We start from the raw sequence: 24,715 nt of genomic DNA on the forward strand, positions 1-24,715 counted from the left end.
GAATGTAAAGCAAGGACGGCAATTAGTTTCCCCCTTTTTCTAATTGTGGCGTCCCTTAACAATCTCCTTTTTCCGGTCAGCCTCCCCCTAAGGTTGGCCGTTTTTTTTCAAATTATACATACAAAAACAGGATTTCTTCGCATCTTACAGAAATCCTGTTTTGTTTTTTTATTGAACAGTTATTGTTTTATTAATTGTATAAATGCCATCTTCTCGTAATTCGACTTTGATGGTGTCTCCAATTGCTAATTTTGCATTGTTATAAGTGTACTCTCCATTGATATCCGTTATTGGTGTTACTTTGGCTACTCCGTTCACGCTAATACGAATTTGTGTCTCTGCGATGGTTTTGATTGTCACTTTTTTATCAACGATGAAAATTGGATTTACTAGTAGATCGCTTGGTTTGAATGCTGCTCGTTTGACTGTTGTTGTCGCAATAACTGCATACACGCCATTGACACGTAGCTCGACTTGGAGTATATCTCCTTGCTTTACCTGTCCAGCTGTATATTTGAAATCACCTGCTTCATCTGAGATAAATGTCGTTTTTGTTTTACCATTTAGGCTGACGCGAATTTGCGCATTAGGCAGGTTCGTTCTCCCGGTCATCACGGTTTCGCCTTCTCGAATATCATAAATCATAATTGTGTCTGCAACTTCTGCGGCTGTGACGGTTACTTCTTTGTATACGGTGAACAAGCCATCTATTTTTTGTTCTGCCTTGATTACATCACCTGCTTCTAGTTTTGCAATGTTATATGTGAAAGCTCCATTGGTGTCTGTTGTTACGGTGCTTCTAGCAATACCATTGATGCTGATGCGGATAGATGTGTTTGCACTACTTGTGCTTCCTGTAATTTTTTTATCTGCGGTTGTTAGTGGATTGACAACTAAATTATTTGCTTGTTCTGGCGCTTTTCCTACTGCTATTTCTTCCGATTTATCGTACTCGCCATTGATATATAAAGTAGCTGTGATTGTATCTCCTGCTGTAACATTTCCAATCGTGTAAGCATAATTTCCATCGGCATCTGATTTTTGGATTATTTTCACATCACCGTTAAGACTAATACAAACGTCAGTATTTGGTAGGGTTGTTGTACCTGTTACCTCTTTATCCCTGTCTGTCATTGGATTGATTGTCACGTTATTTTCTGGCTCATTCCCGCCACTTGCTTCAGCTACGGTAAAGGTTTGCGAAACGGTGTACAATCCCCCAACTTTCATCTCAACTTTTACAACGTCGCCAACTTGCAAAGCAGCTGTATTAAATTGAAAATCACCTGTTGTAGCGTCAGATGTGAGTGTATTTTTTGCTACACCATTAACACTCAAACTAACCTGTGATCCAACTTCTTGCGTATTTCCGGTGACAATTTTTGCACCGCTTAAAGATGGATCAAGAACTAGGCTTGATGGATCAACAACGCCTGCTGTTACTGTCGTTTCTTTCCATACAGAATAAGTCCCTGCAGATTTCATTTCAACTTTTACTTGTGTTCCAACCGCCAAATTAGCAATGCTAAATGTATAAATTCCATTCTCATCACTTGTCTTCACCGTCTTTGCTACACCATTGATGCTTAGACGAAATGACGTGTTTTCACTTCCTTTTCCGATGACGACACGGCTAAATGTACTCACATTTTCTAGACTTAGTGGCTCTGTATCCTGCTTTACTGTAGTTTTTGTTGCGGCTGTAACGACATCTTTCGTGTATAGCTTTACTTCGATTTGAGTGCCTTCTTTTAAATACCCAGATTGAAAGGTGAAATTCCCTTTGTCATCCGTTGTTGCTGTACGCTTTTGCACACCATCAACAAAGAGTCTCACCTCTGTGCCTGTAGTTGCTTCTACTTTTCCTGTTACCACCTTATTTAATGTCGTAACTGGGTTTACGTTAATAGCCGTTATTGCGATATCTTTATTCGCGAACAATTCTTTTGCTTTATTCAAATCTTTTTGTAAAGTTGCTCGTGCTTCAACGTCTGCCACAACATCAATTGCTTTTTGTGCGGCGTCAATTACTTTTTGAGTTGTTTCTTTTTTTAGTGTTCCCGATGCAACATCGTCATTGATGAATAGAGACTGGACTGCTTTTGTTGCAGCGTCTTCTTTTTGTGCTTGTTCTGCGGCTGAACCATTGTCAATCATTGGACCCCAGTTGTTTGTTTTGAAAGCACGGACAGTTAGTTTGATTTTAGCATCAAGAACAGTTCCTGGTGTATATTTCGTTGCTTTACTTGATACAACTCCGTCTGCGCCCATTGGATCAGAACCATCTGTCGTGTAGTATACATCTGTATTAGCATTAGGGTTATCTAATACAACACCTGCACCGCTTGATACAACATTAACATTTTGTAGTGTATGCGCCATGCCATATTTTGTCCACATTTCTAGATTATATTTCACACGATCTGGAACCTGTGCTTGGATTTTAACTTGAGCGGATAGCCAATCTTGGTATATTGTTTTTCGCGCACCCATGTAAGCAGCATCTAGTTTGTATGCTGCATCAATTTGTTTTTGGTTATCTAGAATCAATTGTCTCACATTTGCAACAGATAATGGTGCGCCTGCTGAACCTGCGAAATCACCGTTTGCTGGGCCAATTTGCTTGAGAACTTGGTCTTTAACAAGCGTTTTGAATTCAAGATTTCCGGCTGTTGCGACTGTACTACTATCTCCTGAAAAATTACCGAACATCACTCCGGCACCGCGTCTTGAGTTGCCGTCTGCCCATTTGTAACGGTATGTTCCACCGCCGCCCGCGAAAGCAGAGGAACTCGTTCCTGTTCCACCGTTATTATAGAACGCGCCATCTGTATCATTAATATTGAACTTCATCTTTGTGCCACCATTTCCAGTTAAAACGCTATTGGAAACGACTGCATCGACTTCTTGTTCCGTATCTGTAAACATGAAGAGAATTTGCATCTTAATCATATCCTCTACATCCACATAATTCTTAAATTCTTGGAAATTTTTCGCGGCGGATACTGCTTTTACTTTTGTCAAAATAGCTGTATCCCCATCGCCAGCTTCCACGTGACCAGGAACAAAGTAGCCATCTTGGAAGCGAATCTTCGTGTAATCATCTCCGTCACCGCCAAAATATTCTTCAAACATATTTTGACTGAAATTCTCCCGCATTGTTTTCACACCCATGTATTTACCGTTGTAGTAGTAATGAACATAGTTTGTATGCAAGAAAATTTTACCCATTTGTCCAGCTAACGTGCCTGTTACTTTTTCATCATAGCGATTATAACCAAGGTTGTAAATGTCATTTTGAGGACCATCCTGTCCTTCTTTTAGTTGCAGTTTACTGAATTTACCCACGACTGGATATACTTCACCTGGCATTGGATCAAAAAAGTTGTATTTTGCTTTTTTGCCGTTGTAATCACGATGGAATTTAATCGCGACACCGGAGTTAAATTGCGATACACTTGCTTGCCCAAATTTTTTAGAGCCAGCGAAGTTGAAATAGTTTGTTCCGCCATTTCCCATGTGTGAATCAAGATACTCGAATGTACCAGCTGTATCCGAGGAACCGTTCAAATTTGTAGCATCACCGGTTATAGATACAACCGGAAAATCATCGATAGCTTGGGCGTAATCGTCACTTGTAATCGTGTTTTTATATTGCCACAAAGCACCAGATGTAACTTCATTTTTATAATTATCGCGTAGAACATAGGTGTTGGAAAGAACACCCGTGTTACCTGTTGCATCATAGCCATACACTTTAACGACTGTTGTTTACCAATGGTAATTGGGCCCGTGTAAACTGTTCCTTTAGTCGCGCTTGGTGTCGTACCATCCAGTGTATATTTCAGTGTAATGCCAGCTTTTGAAGTCATGCTTAACTCAAAGCCAGTATCATACATACCGCGATTTTTACTGAATTGTACGGCATAGTTGGTTTGCCCGTTGTTATTCGATTTGCCTAACGTATCAGAGCTGAATAATGTAAGGTTCTTACTCGCGTCTGGCTGGCGTCCAAATGATTGATTATATGCTTGTTTCGTGTATTTGATGGCATCTACTGTTTTGAATTCAGAACCAATTTTCGCGGATAAAATCACATCCCCACTACCACCGATTTCAAAACTTAGGTGATTATTCCCAAGATTCGTCGCTTTATCAGAATACATTACACGGTATCCTTTAGCAGGAATAACAAGGTTTGAAAATTCAAATTTATCGAGTGTTTTTGCTTTATCGGTTAGATACATCCTTTTGTCTAAAATAACGGGGACATCATTGTCGTTATAAAGCTCGATCCAGGCTTCTTTAGAGCTCGCTGTGCCTTCAGATGATAACTCATTGATGTAGACATTTTTGATTTTATCCGGTGTTGTAAGGGCGCCTTCGATACTTGGGCCTCTGCCGTTGTTTTTATACTTGATGATAAGTCTAGCTGCATTTGCATTTCCGCCTTGGTAGACACTTCCAATATAATTATCGCCGTCCACGCGGAATGCCATTGATTGACCATTTTCCCAACCAGTTAGGCGGCTTTCGTCGATGATATCTTTTAGATTCGCCGTGCGCACGATTTGATTTGCTACTGTGAACGCCGGTTGTGCGTATTTCACCGCCAACTCACTATAGACGCGAGATGTGATGTTTCCAGTCGTATTTTTGTAAATTTCCGGATTACCAAGCTCCGCACGTACCTCCATGTTAGAGCTTATTTTTGCCGCATTTGTTGCATAGGTTGTAAATTCTAAATAAGCATCTTCAATTTCTGCTGATTCTGGAAGTATTACGTTGTTAAAGCGGAAAGCCGAAATATCTTTGTAAGCTGGAGCAAGATTCGTGCTATAGTAGCCACCAATTCTTAAATTATCGTTAAGGTTGATTGCTTTTGCTGTGCCGTATTCTTCGGCATCATCGTTTACTGTTGCGACTTGGCCATTGAAATCACCATCACTTGAGTAATATTCTAAAACTAATTTTGGCGCCATTGTGGGGCTTGATTCATATGAACGTGCAATATATGCCCCTGTTTTGTCTCCGTCTACTTTGAAAACAAGATTTTTCATATCTGGATTTCCAGCACGCATTTCATTGATGACTTCGGTTAAATCGCCTGTATTTACTAAATCGTTGACGGCTACTTTGTCTGGTGTTGCAGATTTTGCTACGTTAGTCGTTAGTTTACGATTATTGAAAGAAGCAACGGTGGACGCAAAAATATCGCCATTTCCAATTTCTCCTGCAACCGTCAAATTCGTTGGTGTACTTGATGCTGTGAGTGTCGTGAAAGTGAGATATGCCTTTGTGATAACGGCATCGGCTGGAATAGCAACATTCGCAAAACGCACAAATGTAGCTTGTGGCGCGGCGTTTAGAAGCCCGTGTAGATTTAGCGCAGTACTTGTCAAATTAACTGTTGTTGCTGCTACTGCTGCATCGTCTGTTCCTGCTTTGATACTATATTCTTTTTTCGCTACCGGAATTTTATCGGCATCTTCACGAATGGAGTACGTAAATGTTTGTACGCCACTATTTTGTTTCGAATTATAAGCATAGGCTTTGACTGTTGTGTTTTTGTCAATAGTGAACGGTTTCGTGTATGTTGTCCCGTTCGTCTCACTCGGTGTCGAACCATCCGTCGTGTATTTAATCGTATTAACCGCGTCGCTTGCCAGTGCTAAATCAAATGCTTTTGTGTAAAGTCCAGTTTTTTGATTAGCTGTCACTGTTACGATTGGGCTAGCATCGTTGTTTGAACTTTCGTATGTGCCTGTTTTAAACGTCACTACGTTCAGATCACCATCATTAAGACGTCCCATTGTTTCGTTAAAACTCATTTGTCTCACATCAAACGTGTCTAGAGTGTGGAAACTATCATCGTATTTTGTGGACAAACAAAGCTTCATTGCGCGGTCGCCTAACGTGAAGTTAATAGAAGTATTATTTTGCGTTCCGTCCGCCTTCACAACACCGTATCCTTTTGCAGGAATGTAGAGATTTTTTAGCTCTGATTTCCCTAAATTGGACGCATCATCGGATAGGAAAACACCATTTTCAAAGAATACAGGTGTATCGTTGTTGTTGAAAATTTCAATCCAACCGTCCTTGTTGGCATCTGTTCCCATACTGGCCACTTCATTAATAAAGAGATTTTTCATTTTTGCTGGATCTTTGGTGACATCAGAAGCAATGGCATCTTTTTCACTATACGTATATTTGATGACAAGTTTTGGTTGGTTGGCTATAGCTGATCCACCTTGATAAACACTGCCGATATAGTTGTCTCCATCGACGCGGAAAGCTAGGGCACTGCCATTTTGCCATCCCATCAAGCGGGTTTCATCAATGATACTTTTTAGATTAGGCGTTCGGATAACTTGGTTGGCCGCGGTAAAACTGGCTTGTTTGTATTTCACCGTGGAAACTGTATAGTTACGCGAGCTTATATTCCCAGCAACATTCGTATACGCCTGTGGATTGCCTAGTTCGGATGCAATGGACATGTTGGAAACGCGATTGGCAACTGTACCGTATGTTGTAAATTCTAAATAGGCGTCGTCAATTTTTGCATTTTCAGGAAGGTTGACATTGACGAAACGGAAAGCCGAAATATTTCGATATGCTGGCGTTAATGTCGTCGAATAGTAGCCACCAATTTCCATCGCCGAATTTAAATCCATTGTCTTGTTCGCGCTGTATTCTTCTGCGTCATCTGCTGTATTCGCGATGTTTGCTTTATAATCCGCAGATGGAGACGTATATTCCACAATAAGTTTCGGTGCCAGTGTTGCATTTGAATCATAAGAACGCATCACAAAAGAACCTTTATTATTCCCAGCTATTTTGAATACATAGTTTTTGATATTCGCCGAGTTGACACGCATTTCATTCAGCACAGAAGTAATATCCGCTGTATTAAAAATCGTATTGGTCGCGACTACAGGTGTTGCCATGCTAACCGCAGCCTCTGTAAATGTGCGACTCGTAAACGAAGCAACCGTATTTGAAAATTCTGCTTGCGTGCCACGTTCACCTGTTATGCTAATTGTTGTCGACTGGCTAGCTGACGAAGCATCACGCGTTGTGAATGAAAGGTACGCGTTCGAAATTTTGGCATCGCTCGGTAGATTAACATCGGAAAATCGTAAATAAGTCGCTTGAGGCACACCACTCACTACACCGTGTAAATCTAATCCAGTACTCGTTAAATTAACTGCTGAAGCACTAACTTCAGCATCTTCTGTTCCTTTTTTGATTTGGAATTCTTTTTTTTGTGCGAATGTTGGATCGCTTTTCACCACATTTTCAGTTGTTGTGGGCGTAGCTGTTTCCGCGAAAGCAGCAATATTTCCGATAGAAGTCGGTACCATCAAGGAAGCAATTATTGCCACCGATAAAATTTTCAATCCAAATTTCTTTTGCATTTTCATATTTGTAATCACAACTGCTTTATGCATTATTTTTTCATGATAAGCAGTTATTTCCTCCTTCTTTTGCTTGGAATCTGTTTTTTGTTCATGCACCAGTGTCGCATTATTATTTTGCAAAAATATTTTTTAAGTTACCTTACTCTACGTTTTCGTTTTTCCATGACTGTGATATACCTTGCTGTGTATCTACCTTAGAGTAACACCAATCCGCCAACACCTCGTTCATTTTATTTTAATTGGAAAATAAGTTGCTATTATTTCCTGTGCCTAAACTTATCTTACAACCCTTACACAGATTTAGTCAGCAAAATTTAGACTTTTTTTCCCCCGTAAAAATAACTGTTCACAAAAAAGACATCCGCTATTTCACAAAAAAATTATCATAATAATATTCATTTTTATGTATTTTTATTCATATGATCATATATAAAAAAAGACGGTTAGTATCATGTTAGACTCTTACTAACAATAAACTAACCGTCTAGTTCTTCGTGTTACATATGTTCCAAACGCTCGATTCGACTTGAAATCGGCGGATGGGAATCGAACCAACCTGCTTTTTCTTTCGTTTTCTTCTCACCTTTTGATGGTGTCGTGAAGTAAATCGATTCAGAAGCTGCGCTCGGTTGTTTCATCTTCGTGGTATCACCACTAATTTTACGCAATGCATCAGCCAAACCAGTTGGATTCCGCGTCAATTCAACAGCTGTCGCATCCGCTAAATACTCTCGGTTACGGCTGAGCGCGAATTGAATTGCTGTTGCAATGATTGGTGCCAAAATAACAAAGACCAATGCGACAATGTAAATGATAGCTTGCGCACCGCCACCGCCATTGTTGTCGTTACTTTTACGATTGTTATTTCCACCTGTAATACTGCCCCAAAAAAGCATCCGCATCGCCAAATCTGACAAAATCGCAACGACGGCAACAAGAGCAATCGCAATCGTGGACAAACGAATGTCATAATTACGAATATGTGCCACTTCATGTGCGATAACGCCTTCTAGCTCATAGCGCTCCAACTTATTTAGTAATCCTCGTGTTACAGCAACAGCACCTTTTTCAGGTGAGATTCCAGTTGCGAATGCGTTCGGGCTCGGGTCTTCCACAATATATACTTTTGGCATTGGAATTCCCGCAACCATCGCCATACTTTCAACCGTATCCCAAAGCACTGGCTCCTGATCTTTGGATGTGACTTCCTTCGCCCGGTTCATCGTCATAACGACTTTTGAACTTGAAAAAATCATAATCGCGATATAAATAGCTCCTATCACAGCCGCCATAATCAAACCGTTCAAATAATTATTGTAGACCAAAATCCCGATGGCGCAACCAACCAACATCACAAAAATGAAGAATCCTAAAACAATGAACACTGTCTTACGTTTATTTGCCGCTATTTGTTCAAATAACATGGCTCATTCTTCCCTTCAGTGTTTTAGAATTGAACTTTTGGAACCACTTTCTCTTCTTCTGGTGTTGCAAGCATGTCGCGTTTCGTGAAGCCACCCATTTTGGCAACGATATTAGAAGGAACTGACTCGATTTTTGTATTGTAGGTCATTACTGTTGTGTTATAAAGCTGGCGTGAGTAGGCCACTTTGTTTTCTGTTGTTGCTAGTTCGTGTTGCAATTCAATAAATGACGTATTCGCTTTTAAATCTGGATACGATTCAGCCAGTGCAAATACAGATTTAAGTGCACCTGTTAGCATGTTATCTGCTTCCATTTGCTCGCCGCGACCATCTGCTGGAGCTTGCGTCATCATATTACGAGCCTCCACCACTTTTGCAAGTGTTTCTTTCTCATGTGCCGCGTAACCTTTTACCGTTTCAATTAAATTCGGAATTAAATCGAAGCGACGTTTCAATTGCACATCAATTTGCGCCCACGTTTCTTCTACTCTGTTGCGATATTTTACAAGGCTGTTATACATGCCAAAGTAAATCAATACGAGTATAACAACAACCGCGATAGCAATAATCCATCCTATCATGTTCATACAACTCCTTTTCATGTTTGTTTTCATTATACCAGCGTTTACAATGAATCACAATCATTCAGTAAGCTAGGATGACCTTGCGTCAAATCAGCCTTTTTATGGATTAGACTTTGATACGTTTTTTTGCCTTACGCTCTTCTTTCTTCTTGCGCATGAAGTAAAATTCTTCCACAGGATAATCTACTGTCATTTTTACTGTCATCATCGCGTTCGGCGCACGCTCAATGGGCTCATCATGCTCGTTCCAGAGGTCTTTTACGACTTGCTTGAAACCGACTTCTCCTGGCCCGTAGAACTCGATTTCTTCACCTACGCCAAAATTATTTCGTTGTTGTAGCGTCGCGATTTTTGTTGCTGGGTCATAATCTAAAACTTGTGCAGCGAATGCATATTGTGGAATTTTGCGCGTTTTGCCGAATAATTGCTCGTCTTCGGTTGGCTCTTGATAGAAGAAGCCTGTTGATAATTCGCGTTGGGCAACCTTCCAAAGTTCGGCTTCCCATGCTGGATCAAAAACAAAATTATCAGGATCAGCACAATATGCGTCCACAACTTTCCGGTATACACTAGCCACCGTTGACACATAATGAATCGACTTCATGCGACCTTCGATTTTGAGGCTATCAACACCTGCTTCAACCATGTCAGGAATAAAGCGAATCATTGAGAGATCCACTGCACTCATGGAAAACGGTTCTTCGTCCTCATCCACCAAGTTGCGCGGTACGCCATTATCAATTTCAAAAAGATCATATTTCCAACGACAACTCTGCGCACAACCACCACGATTCGCATCCCGATTCGCCATATGGTTGGATAGCGTACAACGCCCCGAATACGAAATACACATCGCGCCATGAATGAACGCTTCCATCTCGACATCCGTATTCTGACCGATTTCCTGAATCTCACGCATGCTTACTTCACGCGCCAAAACCACACGCTCCAAACCTTGCTGTTTCCAAAATTCAAGCGTCTTGTAATTCGTCGCCGATGCTTGCGTTGATAAATGAACAGGTAAACCTGGCGCATCCACAAAACAAATACTAATCAGTGCTGGATCAGATACGATGACCGCATCAATCCCAATATCACGCAACGTCCGGAAAAATTCACCTGCCCCTTCCGTGTCCCCATCATGCGCAACCATATTCGCAGCCACATAGACTTTCGCATCGCGCGCATGCGCAAAAGCTACTCCCTCTTGCATCTCTTCATATGAAAAATTCCCAGCACGTGAACGAAGTCCAAAAGCCTGTCCACCAATATATACAGCGTCCGCACCGTAACGAATCGCAATTTTCAATTTCTCCAAGTTACCCGCCGGCGCCAAAACTTCCGGTTTTTTCAAATTTTTTCTTCCAGTCATTGTCATGTCCTCCTTATTTTACCTCATCTGGCTGTTTCAAAAAGAATCCCGTTCCGAGCACGCGCGTTTCCGGTTGCAGTTTTGCTAAACGATTCACAAATGTCTCCGCCACAAAATCACCCGCCATCAGCGCTTCTTTCGCCTGCACGAATAACGCTGCAATCGCGACAAAATCCTCACCTGGCAATAAAACACCGTCCAGTTTCCAAGTTCGCAATCCTGCGTTGTACACTCGCTCCAAATAAGGCATTAACGACAAATCTTCCGTTGAAAAAATATGTGTCCCATTCTCATCTTCATAAATCGGCAACTGGCTATCCGCATCATTTGGCTCGCGCAAATAAAGTCCCCGATTCTTCGATGTATCATCTTTTATCTCCACAATGTTTTGGTAATTCGTCACAAGTTTACGCTTCGATTGGTGAATACATGTCGGTCCATACACTTGCACCTCAATTGGTACAGACATCTTCGCCGTAATCGCTTCAAGCTCAATCAACGTTAACTCGCGAGCCATGACAGCACCAACTGCTCCCTGTTCCACCCAAAAATTCACCTGTTCTGCGCTCGTCACAAACGTCTGTGCATCATAGATAAACGGCAAATCCAATGCCATTTCATGCAACATAAAAACAACGCCTGGATCCCCTACCGTAATGGCGTCTACCTTCATGTTAGATAATTCACATAAATAAGCAGGCAAATCCTTCAAATGCTCATTGTGCATGAGCCCATTCACGGCCACTAAGACCTCTTTTCCTGCTTCGTGCGCTTTGTTAGTTATTTCACTAATTTCGGCAAGCGTCAATGATTGCGGCATTCGCAGTCCAAAACGACTTCCTCCGACGTATAGCGTGTCAACCCCCGCGCCCAACAACAATTCAGCTTGCAAAACCGACTCTGCCGTGGCAATAATATTCATTTTTATCTCTCCTTTGATTTTTAAACCTACTTAAATAGATTAACATAGATGTACGTAAGCATCAAGCGACAAAAAAGAACCTATCTTGTGACGAAGATAAGTTCTTGATTCATTATTCCTGTTCTTCTTCTTGTTCCACCCGCTCGATCCGTAAAAGCCGCATCATCGGCCGATAATTTTGACTGACGAGCCCTAAAACTTCCACGAAAAATTCGATAACGATGAGCAGTACCATAATGAGTAAAAATGATCCCCAAAATGTTGACATCGTGAAAATAAGTGCGAATAGCGAGAATAGCGCTGAAATCGCGTAAATCAGAATCACGGTTTGGCGGTGCGTAAAACCGAGCTTCATTAAGCTATGATGCAAATGGGATTTATCCGCCATTGCAATTGGCGTGCGATGCACAATTCGTCTAATAATCGCCAAAATCGTATCGAAAATCGGCACACCTAAAATGAGAACTGGTACAATCAATGAGATAAACGTGACATTTTTAAAGCCCATCAGCGAAAGAATCGCGATGATATATCCTAAAAATAAAGCCCCTGTATCCCCCATGAAAATTTTAGCGGGGTAGAAATTGTATGGTAGAAAACCGAGTGTCGAGGCAGCCAGCACAGCCGTAACCATAATAACGAGTGGGTCACCCATCACAAAAGCCATGCCCATAATGGTTAATAGCGCAATCGTTGAAACGCCAGCAGCCAAACCATCCAAGCCATCAATCAAGTTAATCGCGTTCGTAATCGCCACAATCCAAATAATTGTTAGCGGAATCGACAAATAACCAAAGTAAACCTCGCCACCAAAAGGCAGATTTATAAACGTAATGTTAATGCCACCCCAGAATACGATGATGCCAGCCGCAAGAATCTGACCAATCATTTTATACCGCGCTTTTAATTCAAAAATATCATCAAGAATCCCCGTCAACGCAATCACGCTTGCGCCAATCACAAGTGGCCACAAAAGCGTCCTATCAATCGGTAATAGGAACATCCCTATTAGAAATGCGATGAAAATAGCCACACCGCCCAAACTTGGAATCGGCACAATATTAATTCTTCTTTTATCTGGTTTATCTGTAATGTCATACTTAAGTACAATTCGTCTCACTACAGGGGTTAACAGCAGCGAGGCTAAAAAACATATTAAAACAACAGTTAACATAATTCCCCGTGCCTCCTCTATGTAGATACACACTTTTATAAGTATACATACAAACATGAAAAAAAACAATGAAAACCCATAGATAGGATATAGCATTCCTTATTTTCTAATCAAATACTAATGGAAATAACAGTGACTTATTTGACAGTATGTAGTAAAATAGGTGGTGAGAGAATTTATACTAGAGAGGTTGAGAAGCACATGCGCGCTGAGAAACGCACAGGTACAAAAAAGAAGAAACGCACAGGTCTGAGAATTTTTCTATGGTCTATTTTAGGTATATTTTTAGTTTTAGGAGGCTTTGTTGGCTATGCTGTATATCAAACAAAGTCCACAATGGATGACATATATACGCCAGTTGAAGGGCGAACGGCGAACCCTGTAAAACTTGATGGGAATAGCCCATTCTCCGTTCTTATTCTAGGTGTCGATGAACGTGAAGGCGATGTTGGTCGTTCCGATACAACGATGGTCGCAACGGTAAACGGCACAACGAATAAGGCACAAATGTTAAGTATACCGCGTGATACCCGTACCGAGATTATCGGACACGACTCCACGAACAAAATCAATGCCGCTTATGCTTACGGTGGCGTGAAGATGGCAGAAGATACCGTGACTCACTTTTTAAATGGTATTCCGATTAACTACTACATCAAAATAAACATGGAAGGCCTGAAAGACTTGGTTGATGCTGTTGGTGGTGTAGAGGTTTATAACGATATGGATATTACCTTAAAAGATAAAGAATTCAAAAAAGGCACTGTGACGCTAAACGGCGAAGATGCTTTAGCATACACACGTATTCGTAAGTCTGATCCTCGTGGTGACTTTGGCCGTCAAATGAGACAACAAGAAGTCATCCAAGCTGTAATCGAGAAAATAGCAACAACACAAACACTGTGGAAATTCGATGATATCTTGTCTGCAGTTGGTAAGAACCTGCAAACTGATTTAACAATGACAGATATGACACGTATCGCTAAGAACTATCTAGATGCACGTAAAAACGTGGAAAATATGACAGTTGCCGGTGATGGTGGTAAGATGGATGGCATATGGTACTATAATGTATCTGATGCTGAACGTCAGAAATTACATGATTCACTAGCGAAGAACTTAGAGTTGAAGTAAATAACGAGACGGTTAGATAAAAGCCTCTCTGATATAAAAAATACCGATTGAAAATCTAAAAAGATTTTCAATCGGTATTTTTTATATTTGCATATTTTCTCAGATCTATATCAGTTGTTTAAGTTTAGAAATAAGCTGCATAGTGTCGAGGATAGTCCAAGTTTGACAGTATTGGAAGACGGTAGGTAATCAGTTTCAGTCATCTTGGTTAGATTTCTTAGCTTTCGGTATGAATTGGATACGAATCAAAGTAGCACACATTCTTGAATCGGGAGGCTACAACAGTGTGTTCAAAACCTTATTTTAAAATGCATATATTTGATGTAAGGCGGCTGATTTTTTATTCATAATGAAACCTTGAAAAACGTATTTCCACACAAAATAAGCATGATATCACCAATCTTTTTTTCGTGTGAGATGTGAACTCGCTGGCACAAATCGAGCGAATACGTTTGTATGCAAGGGGGTTAACCGTTCTCTTGTTCACGTTTATATTGCGCATCTTATGTCGAACAGTCCAATCAAGAGGAGTGTATGACTGGGCAAACCATCTAAGTCCGTTCATCTCTAGCCTAAGTATCCTGAAAGAACGTCTGCTCAGGACTCTTGTCGGCATATTGGGACTGTAACTCATTTCTTTCGAACAGCCACTGGTGGATTACATGGTCGCTTTGCTCCCATGCATATTGGGACTGTAACTCATTTCTTTCGAACAGTCCCAACAATACGAACACTTGTCGCCGATTTATTTGGGTTATGATTCAGACTCTTCTTACGATTAGTCAACCAATAAACCTTATAAATATATAAGTATTTTAGGCATAGAAAATTAAGCCTGCTTCTTTTCCATTTAAAAAAAGGGAGCAGGCTGTTATAATAAAAATGTTACGACGTTGTCGCTAAACAGTAGTCGTACATTTGATTTGCTATAATCAGATAGTGGATTGTTTTCAATAATTTATTGATACAAGCCACAGAGGCGACCTTATGACATTTGTTGTAGGGTTCTTCTTTTTGTCTATAATAATAATGGACAATATGATTAGGGGCATTCCGCTGCTTCTTTAACATGTTTTGAATAATAAGATAAAGCAGTTTACGAAACTTAGGGCTGCCACGCTTATTGATATGATTCGAATAAAAAGTCTTTCCAGATTGATATCGTCGGATATCGATACCAGCATAGGCATTGAGTTCTCTGCTCATCGAGAAACGTCGATTGCGCTTACTTACACGCCATCCTTCATATTACCCCCTTTTACTAAGTACACGTGTAAATCTGAACCCTCATCTGTGACAAAATCGGTCAGCATCAGCTTGTTATCTTTGATTGTCGCTGTTCCACTCACTTTATGAGCACCCGCTCCACCCAATGTGGCCATCAACGAAACTTTTTCATTTGCTTTCATCATGCTATCTTTTTTAGTGGTCATCGCGGATTTGTTATCGTCCATTTTGTCATCTTTACTTGATGTATCCGCACCCCCACATGCCGCTAGAACCAGTGTCGACCCCAATGCTACCGTTAAAATTGCTGTTTTTACTTTCATAATTTCATTACCCCTCTTCGTTATTATTTTCTACTCTTTTATAATAACAACCGAAAATAAGGTAACCTTTATGCAATTCTTAGTTATTTCTTAATTTTTTTCACGATAAATGGCAAAAGAATCATGATCGCGTATAGCGCAATTGCTGTGTAAAATTTCCAATCTAGGCGGCCAAGTGACGAACCGAGAAAATTCAGGGTAAATGCGCCTGGAATAATGCCGAGATAGGTTGCTGCAACATAGTCACGCGTCCGAACCGAGCTTAGTCCCATCGAATAATTAATGCTGTCAAATGGAAACAGCGGGATGAGCCGCAAATATAGAATAACTAAAAAGCCATTTTCAACGAGTTTATGGTCGAATTTTTCGAGTTTTTTACCTTGAATAAGGCGTTCGATTTTATCTTTTCCAAGTTTGCGTGCAATCCAAAAAGCAAGTAAAGCACCTGTTCCAGCACCGATGACATCTAAAATCGTACCTTGTACTGCGCCGAATGTATAGCCGCCAAAAAGGGTGAGTGGTGTCGCGGGAAATAAAACAAGTGGGCGCAAAATATAAGTCACAACGTAGAGAAGTTGACCCCAAATGCCCATATCACGAACGACTTGACTCAGTTCAGCTACATTGAAACTATCGATAATTCCGAGTTTATAAATAACGAGAAAGCCAGTCATAACAAATGCAATAAATAGAATAACCCCGCGCCACTCTTGCCAAAATTTTTTCATGATAATCCCCTCCACTTGATGATGCTACGGATAATTCGCTGTAAAATGGGCTTTTCGAGTTTTTCTGTAAGTAGTTGGTCAGATATGTTTTTTAAGATTTCTGATTTCGTTGGATACGGATACATCGGTTTAGAAAGATCCGTAATTTTGGCATTGGTGGATTTGAGTAGCGCGATTTGTTGCATTACATTGGAAATATCTGTGCCGATTGCTTCTGCCTGTATGATTTTCATATTATCATCGATGCCGATTTTGACAAGCGCTTCGGATTCATTGTCCGTTTTGAATCGATCAACATTAGCGCCGGATGTTGATAAGGTCCGCGTTGCTTTTTTAGATGATGTGAGCTGGTAAATTTCTGGTTTCGTGTAAATAACCGAAGCCAGCGTGTCATAGTTCACCTTGCTAAAATTGCCAAATGCGATATTCATGAGCGCCGTTCGTGCTTCAGCGCCGCCTGCATGCGTGAGACTTGGACTTGCGATGACGTCTCCAATTGCATAAATGTGTGGTGCCGTAGTTTGTAAATAATGGTTTGTTTCGATTTTACTATCATACGTGACGCCAGCTCGTTCTAAATGTAGCTTATCGATATTCGCTATTTGTCCTGTTGCAAAAAGAATTTTCTCAACGATTAGCGTTTTTTCTTGCCCTGATTCTGTAATTTTAAGACTGATTTCATCTTCGCTAAGACGGGTTACTTCAGTAAGCGTGCTGTTTAGATGGATATTTAAATGTAGGTTTTTAAGCGCTATATCCGCAATATCACGACTGAGTGCTTTTAAAAATGTCGTATTATGGTCAAAAATCGTGATTTCAACACCGATATTCTGCAAAGCTTGTCCTAGCTCCAGTCCGACTGGTCCTGCGCCAATAATCGCCATTTTGCGCGGTAATTTTGGCATTTGAAATAGCGTTTCGTTCGTTTCATACATCGAATCATCAAGCCCGGTCACATCCGGAATTCTTGGTCGCGAACCAGTTGCAATGATGAATTTTTTAGCTGTCAGTTGTTGCTGGCCGACTTCGATAGTGTTTGCGTCTAAGAAATCCGCTTTTCCAATGTGCACTTTTGCGCCAATATCCTCGAACCTCGGAACGCTATCATGAACCTGGATGTCCGCAATCACAGACTGAATTTTTGCCTGAATCTCTGTCCAATTCGTCGTTTCTTGCGCCATATGTAGCAACGTTTTTGAAGGAACACAGCCGTAATGAAGACAATCGCCGCCCATATTCGCATCTGTATTCACCACTGCAACATCGACACCAAGACGCGCCAAGCCAGCCGTAGCATAAAGCCCTGCCGCGCCACCGCCAATCACAATCACCTGATGATGCTGCTTCATCGTCCTCACTCCTCTTTATCAAGCTGTCTGTATGCTTCTACCAAACGCTGAATCGTTGAAATAATTTCGATAATAAAAAACAATAACGTTGTCCAAAATAAGAAAATCGGTGCTGTTAATATCATCAAACTTAATAAAATGAAGCCTTCTGTGCGCTCCGCTAGTCCTGTAGCGTAATGAAATGATTTCACGCCTTTATTCTGAACTACGTTTCCAATCGTCAAAAATGCCGTAATTCCAAATAAAATCGATGCCATTAAAAGTAGTAAAATAAGCTGCTGCTCTGGAAAACGTACGGCTAATGCAATAATAATACCCGCTTCCACCACCCGATCAAATGTCACATCCATCACTGTTCCAAATCCACTTTGCTTCGTTTTTCGCGCCATTGTTCCATCGACCGCATCTAAAAATCCAGAAAACCAAAGCACTAAAACTCCTGTCCACATCCAACCAAATCCGACTAAAATTGCTGCCATAACACCGACAATAAAAGCAGAAACTGTCACCTGATTCGCAGAAAAGCCCAGTTTCAAAAAGAAATCTGCTGTTTTATCCAATATTGGTTTCACATAAGGCCTTGCCTTCGTATCAAGCATTTTTTTCACCCCTTACTGGTTTAATATAAGCGATTCCTGCCAAATTTGCGCTCTCATCGTTCGCGATAATAAACTTTTGCGACCCGTCATCTAAGCGAACCGACCAATAGAGTTGCCCATACAGTTTCAGCTGCCTCTCCACTTGTACTTCAACACCAGAATCAGCCAATTTCCAAGTTTCTATCGGATAATATTTCCCCTCAAAAGAAAGTCCGTCTCCAAAAAAACGATCAATTTCAAAATCATTTGCCTCTCTTAAAGTCCCGCCTTCCATCAACAGAACTCGCTCACTAAACACTTTTGCCTCTTCATAATGATGCGTTACAAAAATTGCCGCGATATCGCGCTCTGCAATTTGCGCAAAAACCCATTGCCTGATGTCGCGTCCTAAGCGAACATCTAAACTACTAAACGGTTCATCCATTAACAACAAATCTGGGTTCCCAATTAACGCTCGCGCCACCGAAACCCTTTGCTGTTGTCCTCCCGAAAGCTCGTATGGATAGGCATCTGCCCACTTTGCCAACTCGCTTTTTTCTAGGAAAATGCGTCCAATTGCCTCTCGTTCTTTTCGCTTCATTTTTTGGCATTTCAAAGGAAAAACAAGATTCTCTAAAACCGTCATATGCGAAAACAGAACCGGTTTTTGAGATATATAGGCAATTTTAATTCCTGATTTAGAATAAACACCCGAATCAAATGAGGACAACCCCGCTAAAATTTTCAAAAAAGTTGTTTTACCGCTACCTGAACCACCCAGAATCGTCACTTTCTCTCCTTGCTGCAATGCAAAATCGATAGTATGCAAAACAAGCTCTTTTTCAAAGCGTTTCGTCATATTTTCTACCTTTATGATTGTCATTTGTCTATCACCCCAATGCCTTTCACAATTCCTTTATAGATCCAGCGAAACAAAAATAACATCGCAAGCGCCATGAAAATCGTGAACAACGCTGCGGCTGAAACGATTTGCAATTGCGATGATGCGAAATAGGGAAATAGCAGCAATGCCACCGTCTGGATAATACCGCCACCAATCATCGACGTAATCGCATATTGCCCAACCGAAATCACGACTGAGAATAGCAAGATTGTCTCGTTCATCGGGCGCATCAACGGCAAATAAATATCGAGTAACAATTGTTTTCGCGTTCCGCCCATCAAATAAACATATTGATTAATATCCTGATCCAGCGACAGATAAGCATTCCTAGCAATCCGAATCGAATAAGGCAATGAGGGCAAAAGCTGAATCAAAACCACGCCTAATATCGTCTCCGTCAAATCAAAACGAATAAACCAGAAATCAAGACCAGCTGCAATCACAATAAGCGGCACAATTAACGGCAACTGCAAAAAAACATCTAAAATGGCTAACTTAGTCCCAGTTGCCCTCGCTAAATAGTATCCGGCATAATTCGCCACAAGTAAATTAATCACAACAACAAAAAATGCAATCACAATCGTTGTCTCAATCGCCATCAAAAAATTCGGATCTTCAAAAATCCCAATTTCCCTACCGCGCCAAGCAACCACACCAAAAACAAAGAGCATCGTCACGTACTGTGCCAAAATAAAATATCTCATAGCTGCCCACTTCCTTTAAGCAAGAAGCTCCGATATTTTTGCGTATAAATAAATAATACAAAAGCCAGCAGGAGTAAAAATACTGAAACAACAATCACCCAAAACATCGTCACTACTTGTACACTAACGTCTGTCGCGTAATATCCTTGATAAAACACAACACCCAAAAACGCAGGAAAACTGTTTCCAACCAAACCTGGAATTTCATATGCAGTCCAGATAAAAGCCAACAAGATTATCATTAATTCCGCGATTTGTGGCGCTATTTTCGGAAATTCAACATTCGCAAAAATTCGCCACGCCCTACCACCGGAAAGTCGCACTAGTTCTACTTCCGAAAAATCGATTTTTCGGTAGGTCGTCATCAAGTAAAAAACAACGAACGGAACTTCCTTCAGTAAATACGTGATTAGAATCTCCAAAGTCCCGTAAATTTTATGGTACTCCCCAAGATAAGGATAAATAAAAGCAAAAATAAGATACACATACAGCGCTACAACAAAATGAGGAAAATAAAAGCTCGCATTCAAACGGGTCACTGATTTGGCCACACGCGGATGTAACAATACTTGTCGAACAATCAGAATACCCATCCCAATCGATAAGACTGTCGCAATCGCACTTACCCCAAGAGAATACCAAATACTTGTCAAAATTCGTTTTTGCTGACTTATTTCGACAATCTCTTGCCAATTTGCCCCTAAAAAACGCATTTTCCAAACCAACAATACAATCGCCATCAGACTCACCGCGCCGAGCCCGACTGGTATCAGCCAAGCCACTGCTTTACGGATAGACATAATTGCCCCATTCTTTCTGAATCGCCTCTGCCGTCGTATCTGGGAACTCATTTAGCGCCTGCCATGTATTATAAAATTGATTCCCCGTCTCGCCTGCCGTTTCAAATTTAGCCTGCCAGTCTCTTGTCATTTTATTCATAAGCAAAGTCGTGCCATCGCCCCACACAGCTGTTTTCAATTTCTCCGCCTGCGCCTCTTCCGATAATAAATAATTAATCACGACAAGTGAAGCCGCTGGTTGTCTTGTATTAAAGGCTACAGAAAGATAATGTGCGTTCGTCAAGGCTCCATTATCAAGCGCAAATGTCCGCGTTGAAGCAGGGAAAGTGCCATCCTTTATAAACGGTAAAGCACGGCGCTCATTGAAGCCCATCGTGAAATCAACCTGACCTTGCGCGTACAATTGATCAAGCTCCTGCAACGTTTTCGGATATGTTTTCCCTTCTCGCCACAAATAGGGAGCAATCGACTCCAGGTACGAATAAGCCTTCTCGCGGTCCGCTTTTGTCGGCGCCTTCGTAAATTCCTTCCCCGGATTTTGCGCGTAAATCACCTGCCTTACAAACGCATCTCCCGTGAAATCCGCCACATCAGGATACGTGAATCGGCCTGGATGCGCTTTTACCCAAGCCGTCAATTCTGTCAAATTAACAGGCGGTTTCGCAACTTTGTCCTCATTATATTGGAATACAAATGATGTTTTGCCCCACGGAGCTTCCATTTTATCAATCGCATTTCCCGCATCTTTTTCCATCAAGAGTGGATCGACAAACTGTGCCACATTCGGAATCTGATCCGTGATTTTTCCATACAGCAAGCCCTGCTCCTTCGCCGTTTTAAAATTTTGACCGTTAATCCAAATCACATCTACCGAACCGCTCTTTTTCCCAGCTTGTTTCTCACTACTCAGTTTTTGAATGAACTTCACCGTATCCATCGACACCCGTTTCAGCGTAATATCCTGCTCATCCTTCAATTTCGGTGCCACAAAATCATCAATATAAGTATTAATATTCTTGTCGCCACCCCACATGTAAAAATTAACTGTCTGACCTTTCGCATCCTTTTCGAGTTGCGTAAAATCCTTCCCCTTCACGCTATCGGTCACGTCACCGTTCCCACACGCTGCCAAAGCCAACAATAATCCCATCAGCACAACTAGCACCAATCGCTTCATTCAAACTCCCCTTCTTCCCAAATCGGTATCGCCAAAATAAATGTACTACCTACATCCAATTCACTTTCCACACGCAATGTTCCACCATGTAATTCCGCCAAGTTCTGCGCAATATGAAGGCCTAATCCCGACCCACCATGCGCCAAATTCCGCGATTTTTCTACACGATACAACCGCTCAAAAATCCGCTCCTGTTCTGCGGCTGAAATCCCCTGACCATGATCCTGCATCCGAAACAAAATGCAATCACCCGTCCGCTCTATTCCAACCTCAATCGATGTTCCTACATCCGAAAATTTCAACGCGTTCTCCAACAAATTATACAAAATCCGCGTTAAAAACTTCTGATCCGCATAGATAGACTCACAAAATGGCGCAATATTCACATGCACATCCCGATGCTCTCGTTTTAGCTGCACATTAAAAGCCTCCAACACATCGACCATCAATTGGTCCAACCAAATACGCGTCCGCTCAAGCAAAGGTGTCTTTTTATCAATCGCCGCTACATCCATCAGCTCATCCACCAAATCCGTCAAACGCATCGTTTCACGCTGAATCGTCCGCAAATATTGTTGTCGCTCCTCATCCGTCGTGATTACGCCATCCAAAAGCGCCTCTGAAAATGATCTGATTGAAGCAATCGGCGTTTTAATATCATGTGACAAATTCGCCACCAGCTCGTTTCGTTCCAATTCACCTTCCTTAATTTGTCGAAACATCTGATCTAACTGCGCCGACATCTCATTGAAATCCTCTGCCAACATCCTCGTTTCCAGTGGACCCGTCACATCCACTTTTCCAGAGAACTCCCCTTGCGCAATTTTTCGGCTTTCCTTACCCAATTTATCAATCGACTTGAAAGCCGGTCGCATCAACAAATAATTAATCACAAACGCCAGCGTACTCGCACCAAGCGTTATCAAAATCGTAAAAATCACCAAATTCGTGCTAAAAATCATCCGATACGCGCTAACCCCGAGCACAATAGTGACAATGATTGCACCAATTCCATAAGAAAGTAAAATAAGCGTCCGCAATTTCATGACTCCACCACCAGTTCAAACTTATAGCCAAGCCCCCAAACCGTCTTAATGAAAACCGGCGTCTCTCCATCAACCTGCAATTTTTCCCGCAAATGATGAATATGGACATTGATTGTATTAGCATCACCATCATACTCATAGCCCCAAATACGGTCCAACAACTCCGATTTCGAGAACACGCGCTGATTCTGGCTTGCAAGCAACCATAGCAAATCAAATTCCTTGATCGTAAGCTCCAATTCCTGTCCTGAAACTACCGCTGACCGCTTGCCCTTATCTAGAAAAAGTGGTCCGTGTGCCAATGTCTCTGGCTCTATAAAACGGTGCGAACGACGTAAAATATTCTTCACCCGTAAAACCAATTCACGCGGACTAAACGGTTTGGACATATAATCATCCGCACCAAGCGTCAAACCATACAATCGCTCCTTCTCCTGCGTTAAAGCACTCAAGTACAAAAACGGTGTGTCCTTCTCGCGCTCCTGTACTTCCATAATAAAAGTATGCCCATCCATTTTTGGCATCATAATATCCACGACCATCAAATCGACACGCTCCGCATCATAAATCTGCAACGCTTCCTCCCCATTTTTCGCCGTCAGAACCCTAAAGCCTTCCTTCTCCAAATAACGCCGACACACATCGACAATCGTTTCCTCATCGTCCACTAATAAAATCGTGTTCATCCACGCCACACCCCACGTTTATTTTTTATCAAAGAGATACAAAAAATCACCATAGCCCTTCTCTTTCATGTCAGCTTTCGGAATAAAGTTAAGCGCTGCTGAATTCATGCAATACCGTAAATGCGTTGGCTGCGGGCCATCCGTAAAGACATGCCCTAAATGCGAATCCGCGTGTTTACTCCTAATCTCCGTCCGCTTTTGCACCAAGAAATTATCCTCTTTTTCATATATATTATTCGGCACTAACGGCTTCGTAAAACTAGGCCAACCAGTACCCGAATCGAATTTATCCGTCGAACTAAAAAGTGGCTCGCCGGAAACTAAATCTACATAAATACCATCTGCCTTATTATTATCATATTTATTTTGAAAGGCCGTCTCCGTCTGATTTTCTTGCGTTACTCGGTACTGCTCATCTGTCAATTTTTTCTTAATATCCGCTTGCGAATAACTTGCAGGGTAACTAGGCAAATTTACGTTTTTATCTTTGCCCCAATGCTCATTCAAGAAGTCATCTCGCCCCGAGCCATTACGATAGTATTCATAACGTTTCGGGTTCTTCTTATAGTAATCTTGATGATATGTTTCCGCTTCATAAAATGCACTAGATGCAATAATTGGCGTCACAACCTTACTAAACCGACCTGTATCCACCAACGCTTTTTTCGAGGTTTGTGCTTCCTTTTTTTGCTCGGCATTCACATAAAAAATTCCCGCACCATATTGCGTACCACGATCAACAAATTGCCCTTTTGCATCTGTCGGATCAATTTGATGCCAAAACACATCTAGTAACTGCTCATAGGAAATCAGCTTAGGGTCAAATTTTACCATAACTGCTTCCTTATGTCCCGTGTTACCACTAGAAACCTCGTCATATGTCGGGTTTCGCACCGTACCACCAGTATAACCCGAAATGACATCATTCACTCCTTTTAACTTCTCAAAAGGTGGCTCCATACACCAAAAACAACCACCCGCAAAAATTGCTATCTCCTTCCCTGAGCCATCATCACCAACATTTTGATATGCAATGTTTTCACTGCCGTGCGATTTCGCGTCCTGATGAGACACATATGCATAAACACCCCACGCCACACCAATGATACCAACTGCAATCAAACTATTCCTCAACCATTTCTTCATGTTAATTCGCCTCCAA

At 41.4% G+C, this 24,715-nt stretch carries 19 protein-coding genes and 1 pseudogene; 1 reads left to right on the plus strand and 19 read right to left on the minus strand.

What is annotated here, in order from left to right; translation table 11 throughout:
* Positions 1-168: 168 nt before the first annotated feature.
* From R8925_RS06910 to R8925_RS06940, 7 genes are all read right to left on the minus strand, one after another.
* On the minus strand, positions 169-3,519 hold the full coding sequence (locus R8925_RS06910; RefSeq protein ID WP_430535192.1) for a toxin Cry1Ac domain D-VI-related protein: 3,351 nt from the start codon (positions 3,517-3,519) through the stop codon (positions 169-171).
* A 68-nt stretch (positions 3,520-3,587) separates the two neighbouring features.
* Positions 3,588-7,541: an FN3 associated domain-containing protein gene (locus R8925_RS06915; protein WP_430535157.1), complete on the minus strand. Its 3,954-nt coding sequence runs from the start codon at positions 7,539-7,541 to the stop codon at positions 3,588-3,590.
* 377 nt (positions 7,542-7,918) lie between these two features.
* Complete coding sequence (gene htpX, locus R8925_RS06920) at positions 7,919-8,845, minus strand: zinc metalloprotease HtpX (protein WP_430535158.1); 927 nt, start codon at positions 8,843-8,845, stop codon at positions 7,919-7,921.
* A 23-nt stretch (positions 8,846-8,868) separates the two neighbouring features.
* Complete coding sequence (locus tag R8925_RS06925) at positions 8,869-9,426, minus strand: LemA family protein (protein WP_430535159.1); 558 nt, start codon at positions 9,424-9,426, stop codon at positions 8,869-8,871.
* A 109-nt stretch (positions 9,427-9,535) separates the two neighbouring features.
* On the minus strand, positions 9,536-10,801 hold the full coding sequence (locus R8925_RS06930; RefSeq protein ID WP_430535160.1) for a peptidase U32 family protein: 1,266 nt from the start codon (positions 10,799-10,801) through the stop codon (positions 9,536-9,538).
* 13 nt (positions 10,802-10,814) lie between these two features.
* A complete protein-coding gene (locus R8925_RS06935) occupies positions 10,815-11,723 on the minus strand; it encodes a peptidase U32 family protein (RefSeq protein WP_430535161.1) in 909 nt (302 codons plus the stop codon).
* Between the two features lie 112 nt (positions 11,724-11,835).
* Positions 11,836-12,897, minus strand: a complete 1,062-nt coding sequence (locus tag R8925_RS06940) for a glycosyltransferase family 4 protein (protein ID WP_430539420.1) — start codon at positions 12,895-12,897, stop codon at positions 11,836-11,838.
* Positions 12,898-13,098: 201 nt separating this feature from the next.
* On the opposite strand from R8925_RS06940, the gene R8925_RS06945 reads away from it, so the two are divergent.
* Entirely contained in the window at positions 13,099-14,031 is a 933-nt protein-coding gene (locus tag R8925_RS06945; protein WP_430535162.1) for an LCP family glycopolymer transferase, read from the plus strand.
* A gap of 885 nt (positions 14,032-14,916) precedes the next feature.
* Here the strand turns inward: R8925_RS06945 and R8925_RS06950 are convergent.
* The 12 genes and pseudogenes from R8925_RS06950 to msrA all read right to left on the minus strand — a co-directional run.
* Positions 14,917-15,246: pseudogene (locus R8925_RS06950) on the minus strand (transposase); the annotation flags it as partial.
* Positions 15,247-15,260: 14 nt separating this feature from the next.
* On the minus strand, positions 15,261-15,581 hold the full coding sequence (locus tag R8925_RS06955) for a DM13 domain-containing protein (RefSeq protein WP_430535163.1): 321 nt from the start codon (positions 15,579-15,581) through the stop codon (positions 15,261-15,263).
* A gap of 83 nt (positions 15,582-15,664) precedes the next feature.
* Entirely contained in the window at positions 15,665-16,309 is a 645-nt protein-coding gene (locus R8925_RS06960; protein WP_430535164.1) for a TVP38/TMEM64 family protein, read from the minus strand.
* Entirely contained in the window at positions 16,306-17,658 is a 1,353-nt protein-coding gene (locus tag R8925_RS06965) for a dihydrolipoyl dehydrogenase family protein (protein WP_430535165.1), read from the minus strand. Before R8925_RS06965 ends, R8925_RS06960 begins: the two co-directional genes overlap by 4 nt.
* Positions 17,659-17,663: 5 nt before the next feature.
* Positions 17,664-18,257: a CDP-alcohol phosphatidyltransferase family protein gene (locus tag R8925_RS06970; protein WP_430535166.1), complete on the minus strand. Its 594-nt coding sequence runs from the start codon at positions 18,255-18,257 to the stop codon at positions 17,664-17,666.
* Positions 18,250-19,119: an ABC transporter ATP-binding protein gene (locus R8925_RS06975; protein WP_430535167.1), complete on the minus strand. Its 870-nt coding sequence runs from the start codon at positions 19,117-19,119 to the stop codon at positions 18,250-18,252. Before R8925_RS06975 ends, R8925_RS06970 begins: the two co-directional genes overlap by 8 nt.
* The gene (locus R8925_RS06980; RefSeq protein ID WP_430535168.1) at positions 19,116-19,844 is read right to left on the minus strand and encodes an ABC transporter permease; all 729 of its coding nucleotides are present in this window, start codon (positions 19,842-19,844) and stop codon (positions 19,116-19,118) included. The genes R8925_RS06975 and R8925_RS06980 overlap by 4 nt, the downstream gene beginning before the upstream one ends.
* Positions 19,841-20,644: an ABC transporter permease subunit gene (locus tag R8925_RS06985; protein ID WP_430535169.1), complete on the minus strand. Its 804-nt coding sequence runs from the start codon at positions 20,642-20,644 to the stop codon at positions 19,841-19,843. The genes R8925_RS06980 and R8925_RS06985 overlap by 4 nt, the downstream gene beginning before the upstream one ends.
* Positions 20,631-21,821: an ABC transporter substrate-binding protein gene (locus R8925_RS06990; RefSeq protein WP_430535170.1), complete on the minus strand. Its 1,191-nt coding sequence runs from the start codon at positions 21,819-21,821 to the stop codon at positions 20,631-20,633. The genes R8925_RS06985 and R8925_RS06990 overlap by 14 nt, the downstream gene beginning before the upstream one ends.
* Entirely contained in the window at positions 21,818-22,867 is a 1,050-nt protein-coding gene (locus tag R8925_RS06995; RefSeq protein WP_430535171.1) for a sensor histidine kinase, read from the minus strand. The genes R8925_RS06990 and R8925_RS06995 overlap by 4 nt, the downstream gene beginning before the upstream one ends.
* Entirely contained in the window at positions 22,864-23,553 is a 690-nt protein-coding gene (locus R8925_RS07000) for a response regulator transcription factor (RefSeq protein ID WP_430535172.1), read from the minus strand. The genes R8925_RS06995 and R8925_RS07000 overlap by 4 nt, the downstream gene beginning before the upstream one ends.
* 18 nt (positions 23,554-23,571) lie before the next feature.
* Positions 23,572-24,699 (minus strand): peptide-methionine (S)-S-oxide reductase MsrA, encoded by a 1,128-nt coding sequence (gene msrA, locus R8925_RS07005; RefSeq protein WP_430535173.1) that lies wholly within the window; start codon positions 24,697-24,699, stop codon positions 23,572-23,574.
* Positions 24,700-24,715 lie beyond the last annotated feature (16 nt).

Source organism: Listeria rocourtiae subsp. hofi (genome assembly GCF_963575615.1).
In the GTDB taxonomy this organism is placed as follows: domain Bacteria; phylum Bacillota; class Bacilli; order Lactobacillales; family Listeriaceae; genus Listeria_A; species Listeria_A hofi.

Bases quoted from the DNA above. Each gene is read 5' to 3' on its own strand.
- R8925_RS07000 (WP_430535172.1), bottom strand. From the start codon at position 23,553: ATGAACACGATTTTATTAGTGGACGATGAGGAAACGATTGTCGATGTG.
- R8925_RS06990 (WP_430535170.1), bottom strand. From the start codon at position 21,821: ATGAAGCGATTGGTGCTAGTTGTGCTGATGGGATTATTGTTGGCTTTG.
- R8925_RS06965 (WP_430535165.1), bottom strand. From the start codon at position 17,658: ATGAAGCAGCATCATCAGGTGATTGTGATTGGCGGTGGCGCGGCAGGG.
- R8925_RS06970 (WP_430535166.1), bottom strand. From the start codon at position 18,257: ATGCTTGATACGAAGGCAAGGCCTTATGTGAAACCAATATTGGATAAA.
- R8925_RS06955 (WP_430535163.1), bottom strand. From the start codon at position 15,581: ATGAAAGTAAAAACAGCAATTTTAACGGTAGCATTGGGGTCGACACTG.
- htpX (WP_430535158.1), bottom strand. From the start codon at position 8,845: ATGTTATTTGAACAAATAGCGGCAAATAAACGTAAGACAGTGTTCATT.
- R8925_RS06940 (WP_430539420.1), bottom strand. From the start codon at position 12,897: ATGTTAACTGTTGTTTTAATATGTTTTTTAGCCTCGCTGCTGTTAACC.
- R8925_RS06930 (WP_430535160.1), bottom strand. From the start codon at position 10,801: ATGACTGGAAGAAAAAATTTGAAAAAACCGGAAGTTTTGGCGCCGGCG.
- R8925_RS06985 (WP_430535169.1), bottom strand. From the start codon at position 20,644: ATGTCTATCCGTAAAGCAGTGGCTTGGCTGATACCAGTCGGGCTCGGC.
- R8925_RS06935 (WP_430535161.1), bottom strand. From the start codon at position 11,723: ATGAATATTATTGCCACGGCAGAGTCGGTTTTGCAAGCTGAATTGTTG.
- R8925_RS06945 (WP_430535162.1), top strand. From the start codon at position 13,099: ATGCGCGCTGAGAAACGCACAGGTACAAAAAAGAAGAAACGCACAGGT.
- R8925_RS06925 (WP_430535159.1), bottom strand. From the start codon at position 9,426: ATGATAGGATGGATTATTGCTATCGCGGTTGTTGTTATACTCGTATTG.
- R8925_RS06960 (WP_430535164.1), bottom strand. From the start codon at position 16,309: ATGAAAAAATTTTGGCAAGAGTGGCGCGGGGTTATTCTATTTATTGCA.
- R8925_RS06980 (WP_430535168.1), bottom strand. From the start codon at position 19,844: ATGAGATATTTTATTTTGGCACAGTACGTGACGATGCTCTTTGTTTTT.
- R8925_RS06975 (WP_430535167.1), bottom strand. From the start codon at position 19,119: ATGACAATCATAAAGGTAGAAAATATGACGAAACGCTTTGAAAAAGAG.
- R8925_RS06995 (WP_430535171.1), bottom strand. From the start codon at position 22,867: ATGAAATTGCGGACGCTTATTTTACTTTCTTATGGAATTGGTGCAATC.
- R8925_RS06910 (WP_430535192.1), bottom strand. From the start codon at position 3,519: ATGGGAAATGGCGGAACAAACTATTTCAACTTCGCTGGCTCTAAAAAA.
- msrA (WP_430535173.1), bottom strand. From the start codon at position 24,699: ATGAAGAAATGGTTGAGGAATAGTTTGATTGCAGTTGGTATCATTGGT.